This window comes from Pseudoalteromonas sp. A601 (assembly GCF_002165575.1).
In the GTDB taxonomy this organism is placed as follows: Bacteria; Pseudomonadota; Gammaproteobacteria; order Enterobacterales; family Alteromonadaceae; genus Pseudoalteromonas.
In genome coordinates, this window is sequence record NZ_MXQF01000091.1 from 1 (window position 1) to 737 (window position 737).

Genomic DNA, 737 nt, shown 5'->3' on the forward strand with positions numbered 1-737 from the left:
AATGGGCCCGCTAACAGCGCGATTTGCTGGTGACCCAATGCGACCAGATGCTCCACGCCCAGTCGCGTACCGTCTTCATGGGAGAAAATAATACTGTTGATGGGTGTCTGGTCAGAGACATCAAGAAATAACGCCGGAACATTAGTGCAGGCAGCTTCCACAGCAATGGCATCCTGGTCATCCAGCGGATAGTTAATGATCAGCCCACTGACGCGTTGCGCGAGAAGATTGTGCACCGCCGCTTTACAGGCTTCGACGCCGCTTCGTTCTACCATCGACACCACCACGCTGGCACCCAGTTGATCGGCGCGAGATTTAATCGCCGCGACAATTTGCGACGGCGCGTGCAGGGCCAGACTGGAGGTGGCAACGCCAATCAGCAACGACTGTTTGCCCGCCAGTTGTTGTGCCACGCGGTTGGGAATGTAATTCAGCTCCGCCATCGCCGCTTCCACTTTTTCCCGCGTTTTCGCAGAAACGTGGCTGGCCTGGTTCACCACGCGGGAAACGGTCTGATAAGAGACACCGGCATACTCTGCGACATCGTATAACGTTACTGGTTTCACATTCACCACCCTGAATTGACTCTCTTCCGGGCGCTATCATGCCATACCGCGAAAGGTTTTGCGCCATTCGATGGTGTCCGGGATCTCGACGCTCTCCCTTATGCGACTCCTGCATTAGGAAGCAGCCCAGTAGTAGGTTGAGGCCGTTGAGCACCGCCGCCGCAAGGAATG

Annotated in this window: 1 pseudogene; it reads right to left on the reverse strand. The window is 56.0% G+C overall.

The features are described from left to right. Positions 1-566: pseudogene (gene lacI, locus B5G52_RS21805) on the reverse strand (DNA-binding transcriptional repressor LacI); the annotation flags it as partial. Positions 567-737 lie beyond the last annotated feature (171 nt).